This is a genomic window from Candidatus Viridilinea mediisalina (genome assembly GCF_002532535.1).
GTDB classification, from domain to species: domain Bacteria; phylum Chloroflexota; class Chloroflexia; order Chloroflexales; family Chloroflexaceae; genus Viridilinea; species Viridilinea mediisalina.
This window is the reverse complement of the sequence record NZ_NQWI01000182.1, coordinates 1-6,458: the sequence shown is the minus strand read 5'-3', so window position 1 is coordinate 6,458 and position 6,458 is coordinate 1. Positions and strand designations below refer to the sequence as shown.

The following is a 6,458-nucleotide window of genomic DNA, read 5'->3' as shown; positions in this document are numbered from 1 at the left end:
AGTCAAGAATGTTCTTTTTGCTTTCGGTTGCGATTATTTCTGATTAAAAATAGTTTGGATAATTTTGCAACAGTCTCGTCAAGGGTATGCAACACAAGTGCTTTACAATCCGCCTCAGAACCGCTATAATTGCAAATGTATAACGGACGCAATTTCGCGGCCTGCCCAGAATTTGGGCGTGTCTATGCGGTTTTCGCATCGAACTGGCACACACCATTGCAGGTCACTAAAGCGGGCAACGAGGTTCGCCTTCCGTTCAGACTAACTGAGAGTACCGCTCTCAGTTTATTGTTTTTCCCATCGCCCCGGAGCAGGGCCAAGTAATGTGTCGCGCCTGCCCCACCCCCTTTTGGCCCTCCCAAGCTGTAGCTCCGCTGGGCAGCCGGAACAGCAAAAAGGCAATTACGATGATGACAGACAAGCCTACATACCTCACGCGCGAAGGCCGAGCAAAGCTCGAGGCCGAGCTTGAACAACTGACAACAGTTGAGCGCCGCCATGTGGCCGAGCGCATCGCCGCAGCCAAGGAGCTGGGCGACATCTCGGAGAGTGGTGAGTACGAAGATGCCAAGAAGTCCCAGGCGATGACTGAAGGGCGCATCCGTGAACTCAAGAGCCTGCTCTCGCGGGCCGAAATGATTGACGAAGACCCCGTCGCCAATGGTGAAGTTCGGGTCGGCTGTTCAGTTACGGTACGCTTGGACGACGAGGACGAAGAGGAGACGTGGATGATTGTTGGCAGCGCCGAGGCCAACCCGCGCCAAGGGCGCATCTCCAACGAATCGCCCATCGGTTCCGCCCTATTGGGCAAGCGTGCCCGCAACAAAGTTACGGTGCAAACCCCCTCCGGCGTGATGAAGATGACGATCCTCAAGGTGCGCTAAACGCACCGATTCGCCCATAGATAGACGGTATCTTTTGGTTGTGTATTGGCGGCCTTGCCGCCAATACACAACCAAAACTTTTTGTTAGGGATGGTTTTATGGCACTTTATAGTTTGCGCCATAGGTAGTGCCGACTTCAGTCGGCTGAGGTCGCCGACAACCCCCGGATGCCGACTAAAGTCGGCACTACGACGGTAAAACTGAAAGCGTGTTGTTAGCGCGAGAAAGATTTGGGCGGCGGCGCGGTGGCTGAGCCTGTCGAAGCCACCGCGACGACGCCCCCAAACCCCCGCTGGAAGCGCCATGGTATAATGATAAGAAAGCGGGGTGCCCCGATTTTTTTGCTTGGGAATGGTTTCAGGGCACGTTACCGTTTGGAGGCATGCAGCGCATCCTGATGCCACAACCCTATTTCCTATTTCCTATTTCCTATTTCCTATTTCCTATTTCCTATTTCCTATTTCCTATTTCCTATTTTCTGGATATAGCCCCCCTCTGAGCGAAGACCAAGGAGAGCGCGCAGCCCCATGGAATTGAACGAGCTACAGAATCAGCGTGCAGCCAAATTGGAACGCCTACGGGCTGCTGACATTGAGCCCTATCCGACCCGCGCTGAACGCACCCATACTATTGCTGCGGCACTTGAACATTTTGAGCCGTTGGCGGCTGAAGCAACCCCGCTTGTCCTGACTGGCCGGATTGTAGGGGCGCGGCGCATTATGGGTAAGATTGCGTTTGCCCATATTGATGATGGCAGCGCGACGCTTCAACTCTGGTTGAGCCGTGCTGAGTTGGGTGAGGCTTGGTTCCAACGCTTCCGCGATGATCTGGACACCTTCGATATTGTTCAAGTCCATGGGCATCTGCGCCGCACCAAGGCGGGCGAAGCGTCGCTCTTTGTTACCAGTATGAAGCTGTTGACCAAGGCGATCAATCCGCCGCCCGAGAAGTGGGCCGGTTTGAGCGATGTGGAAGAACGCCACCGCCAGCGCTACCTCGATCTGATTGTGAACCATGAGGTGCGTGAGGTCTTTCGCGCCCGTGCGGCGGCGATCACGGCCATGCGCGAGGTTCTTGATACCCAAGGTTTCCTCGAGGTTGAAACCCCGGTGCTTCAACCGCTCTATGGTGGCGCAGCCGCCCGGCCCTTTACCACCTATCACAATACCCTGGGCCAAAACCTCTACCTACGCATCGCCACCGAGCTCTACCTCAAGCGCCTGATTGTCGGCGGCTTTCCAGGGGTCTACGAGATTGGTAAAAACTTTCGCAACGAAGGCGTGGATCGTAGCCATAATCCTGAGTTTACCATGATGGAGTGCTACCAAGCCTATGGTGACTATACCACCATGATGCGCCTCGTTGAGACATTGATGCGCACGATGTGCCAAGCGGTCAATGGCGGCCACACCGCAACCTACCAGGGCCAGGTGCTTGATTTTGGCCCGGCGTGGCAATGCATGCCGATGGCGCAAGCTATTGCCGAACGTACCGGCATTGATCTTGTTGCTGCTAGTGATCTCACTGCCCTCCAGCAGGCAATTGCCAGCGCCGGGCTGCATGTCGAACGCAAGCCAACCTGGGGCAAGCAGGTGGACGAACTCTTCAGTGCCTATGTGCAGCCCCATCTGGTGCAGCCCACCTTCATCACCGAGTATCCGGTGGAACTCTCGCCGTTGGCCAAGCGCATCCCCGAACGGCCCGCCTTCACGGAACGCTTTGAAGCCTTCGCTGTTGGCATGGAAATTGGTAATGCGTTTACTGAACTGAACGATCCCTTCGATCAGGAGCAACGTTTCCTTGAACAAGGGCGCGACTTCGCCGCAGGCGATGAGGAGGCCCACCAGATGGATGTGGACTTCCTCAATGCGCTGATGTATGGCATGCCCCCCACGGGCGGCTTGGGCATGGGTATTGATCGTATTCTGATGGTTCTCACCGACCGACCTAATATCCGTGAAGTGATCCTCTTTCCGCATATGCGCCAGCGCGAGGGCTAAACCTCAAATCAGGCCAAGGAAGCGATTATGACGAAGGTCTTGATCAATGGGATTGATGGCCGCTTGGGTGCGCGTGTGGCTGAGTTGCTCAGTGTGGATGCGAGCGTCGAACTGATTGGGCTCTGTACGAGCCAACCACCTGCGCCTGTAGGCCGCGCTGAGTTGCTGCAAGCCCGCTTGAATGGCCAACAGTTGGCTGAATTGCTGCGCTCCGAAGCGGTGGATGTGGTGATCCATTTGGCCTTTGCCGGAGCGGAACAGCCCAATGTGGGCCGTGAAGAGGCGGTGCAGCAGAATGTGCTTGGTTCGATGTTGTTGCTGGGGGCTTGCGCGAGTGCAGGCGTACAGCGGGTGGTTGTGCGGAGCCATACGGCAGTCTATGGGGCCAGCCCACTCAATCCTACATTTATCACCGAGGATCGTCCCGTCTCGCTGTCCGGGATGCGTGGCCTGATGCGCCACTATGTTGAGGTTGAACAGTTCATTGTTGAATTTGCTGCCCGTCATCCCCAGATGAACATCGTGCCCTTGCGCTGCGCCCCCATCATCGGCGGATGGTCGCCTCTGCTCGACTATTTCAAAGAGCCCAATCCGCGCATGTTGACCGGCTTTGATCCTTGTATGCAGTTGTTGCACCATGAAGATGCGGCCATCGCCTTTGTCTTGGCTAGTCGCTATGCGGCCAAAGGCCCGATCAATATTGCTGCCGATGATACCCTCTGTCTCTCGCAGGCGATCAAGTTGGCCGGGCAACGTCCAGCGCCCATGCTTGAACCATTGATCAATCTGGCCCTCACCTTGGGCAAGCAAGATGTCTTGGGGGCATGGCCCTTCGATCTTAGCTTCATGCGCCACAGTTTTGTGGTTGACACCCGCCGCGCCCGCCGCGAATTGAATTGGGCACCTGTCTATGGTGCCGCCGAGTCGCTCCAGATGCTGCGTGACAATGGCCAGTTGGACGGTGATGGTGAACGGGCAGAGCAGGCCCTGCGGGCCTTCTTGGAGCGCAATACATAGGGGGAACCCGATGAGCGATGAGATGAATCAGCACGAGCCGCAGACGAATGGGGACGAGACGCCAGCGGATGCTGCTGCTGAGGGGGCAGCCCCAAGCAAACCCGCCACGCGCCGAGCGCGCAGTAAGCCTGCATCAGCACCTCAGCCTGAAGAGGGCATTCCGCCACAGGGAGCGCCCTCCGCTGCGCCCCAAGAGGAGCCCAGCCCGGCCCCTGCGCCCCAAGCATCGCTCTATGGCGACGGCAGCAACGAAGAGGTGCCGATTGGCGGTGCGACCAACAGCCTCTATGATGCCGAGCTAGAGGTGCGCCACAGTGCTGATCAGGCCGAAGGTCAGCAAGCTTTTTTGGGCAACCTTGCCGCTGGCGTGTTGCAACTGATTGGCGATAATCTGCGCCGCATGACCGAAGAACAGGCCGAAAAAGTCAATGCGCTGCTACGCGGCATCGATCTGAAGGACTACCTCGATCCCGATTTCTGGCGCGGGATTGGCATGGTACTCCAATATCAGATTGACGAGCAGGTAAGCTTTGTGAAGCGGCGCATCAGTGGCGACTACACGACCGATCCCTACGGCATGGACCGTGAGTTGATCGAAGTGGCCCGGCCCTTCCTCAACTTTATGTACCGCACCTGGTGGCGCATCTCGGCTGAAGGGCTCGAGCATGTGCCTGCCGAGGGGCGAGGGCTGCTGGTGGGCAACCACAGCGGCGTCTTGCCATGGGACGGGGCGATGATTGCGGTGGCGGTAGGCGAGGAGCATCCGGCCCAGAACCAGCGGATTGTACGCAGCCTCTACCTGCACTGGTTCAGCAGCCTGCCCTTTGTCGCCCCGGCGATTGCTGCGCTCGGCAATGTACCCGGGCTGCCCGAGAATGCGGTGCGCCTACTCGAAGATGACGAACTGGTCTGTGTCTTCCCCGAAGGCGTTAAAGGCGTAGGCAAACTCTTCAAAGATCGCTACCAACTGGCCCGCTTCGGGCGCGGGGGCTTTGTGCAGGCAGCCATTCGGGCCCAAGCGCCAATCATCCCCGTCGCCGTGGTTGGGGCCGAAGAGATCTACCCCATGCTGGCCAACGCCACGCCCATCGCCCGACTCTTAGGCATGCCCTTCTTCCCGATTACCCCCTTCTTCCCCTGGCTTGGCCCGGCGGGGATCATTCCGCTACCCACCCGCTGGTCAATCACCTTCTGCGAGCCTTTGCCCACGGACATGTACGATCCAAGCGAAGCCGACGATCCCATTACCGTACTGGGCCTCAGCGAGATTGTACGCAACACAATCCAGACGACGCTTGATGCGCGTTTAGCGCAGCACCGCTCAGTCTTTTAGGGCTACGCCCATTTACGATTGTAGATTGTAGATTGCAGATTGTAGATTGCCGAACATGGCGTCCCAATGAGCTTTCGCGTTCTTGATAATAAGGTAGAGCCGCTCCGCTGGGGCGGCTCTACTTGCGATCCAACCCTGCATTCTTGCGTGCGCGTGGGCGACTTCGCCCCCTACTCTGAGTCCTTCACCGGCAGCGGCTCATAGTCGCCCAGTTGCAAAATAGCCTCACGGATCTCATCGGCGGCACTCTGCCATGTGGCGCGAAATTTGGGGTGAGCTTTGATCTGCAAGGGCGCACCGAAGCGCACGCGGGCGCGGAAGGGCCGCGGGATGAAGACGCCTTTGGGCAAAATGCGGGCTGTACCACCGACCCAGGTGGGCACAACGGGTGTGCCTGGAAATTCGGCGATCAGTTTGCCAATACCGGCGCGGAAGGGGCCGAGGGTGCCACTGGTGCTGCGCGTACCCTCAGGGAACATCATAACCACATAGCCTTCGCGCAGCGCCCGCCCCAAGTGACGCAGCGGATCCATACCGCCACGGCGATCACGCGCAATCGGAATAGCATTAAACCAGACCCGCGAAAGGTATTGCGGCGGCCCGCCCTGAAAGAAGTAATCTTGGGCAGCAGCGGCAACAAACCGTTTGCGCATCAGCTTGGGCACCGCCGCAAAGATCACCGCTGTATCGGCGTGGCTCTGGTGATTAGCCGCAATGATGAAGCTCCCCTCCTGTGGGAGCTGTTCAGCACCTTCAACCTTGAGGCGGGTATAGGTACGCACAAAGGCGTTGAAGAGGGCGGGCAGGATACGCGATCCTCGGTAGCGACTCTTGTAGAGACTCATGGGTTCTTGGTTGGGTTGGGGTAAGGGAAGCAGAAATTTTTGTTAGACATGGTTTCAGAAACGGCCTTTCAGCTTTACAGTTGGAGTGCCGACTTTAGTCGGCATCCCATGGCAATCTACGACCCCAGCCGACTAAAGTCGGCACTCCATCGGAGACCAAACTGTAAAGTAACTATGAACCATGTCTTAGCGCGAAAAAGCCTTGGGCTTGATGGGGGCGGCGCGGGGGCTTCGACAGGCTCAGCCACCGCGCCGCTTGGCTTCGACAGGTTCAGCCACCGCGCCGCTTGGCTTCGACAGGCTCAGCCACCGCGCCGCTTGGCTTCGACAGGTTCAGCCACCGCGCCGCTTGGCTTCGACAGGTTCAGCCACCGCGCCG

At 57.9% G+C, this 6,458-nt stretch carries 6 protein-coding genes; 5 read left to right on the top strand and 1 reads right to left on the bottom strand.

What is annotated here, in order from left to right:
- Positions 1-410 precede the first annotated feature (410 nt).
- The 4 genes from greA (at position 411) to CJ255_RS20655 (ending at position 5,234) form a co-directional block, all read left to right on the top strand.
- Positions 411-884, top strand: coding sequence for a transcription elongation factor GreA (gene greA, locus CJ255_RS20670; RefSeq protein WP_097645972.1), 474 nt, complete (start codon positions 411-413; stop codon positions 882-884).
- 527 nt (positions 885-1,411) lie between these two features.
- Complete coding sequence (gene lysS, locus CJ255_RS20665; protein ID WP_097645970.1) at positions 1,412-2,884, top strand: lysine--tRNA ligase; 1,473 nt, start codon at positions 1,412-1,414, stop codon at positions 2,882-2,884.
- Positions 2,885-2,911: 27 nt separating this feature from the next.
- Complete coding sequence (locus CJ255_RS20660) at positions 2,912-3,901, top strand: NAD-dependent epimerase/dehydratase family protein (RefSeq protein ID WP_097645969.1); 990 nt, start codon at positions 2,912-2,914, stop codon at positions 3,899-3,901.
- Positions 3,902-3,911: 10 nt separating this feature from the next.
- A complete protein-coding gene (locus CJ255_RS20655) occupies positions 3,912-5,234 on the top strand; it encodes a lysophospholipid acyltransferase family protein (protein WP_245863632.1) in 1,323 nt (440 codons plus the stop codon).
- 170 nt (positions 5,235-5,404) lie between these two features.
- Here the strand turns inward: CJ255_RS20655 and CJ255_RS20650 are convergent, their stop codons facing one another.
- A complete protein-coding gene (locus CJ255_RS20650; protein ID WP_097645968.1) occupies positions 5,405-6,079 on the bottom strand; it encodes a lysophospholipid acyltransferase family protein in 675 nt (224 codons plus the stop codon).
- Between the two features lie 174 nt (positions 6,080-6,253).
- On the opposite strand from CJ255_RS20650, the gene CJ255_RS23080 reads away from it, so the two are divergent.
- Positions 6,254-6,458 (top strand): hypothetical protein (locus CJ255_RS23080; protein WP_133117019.1); only part of this gene is annotated, 205 nt, incomplete at its 3' end.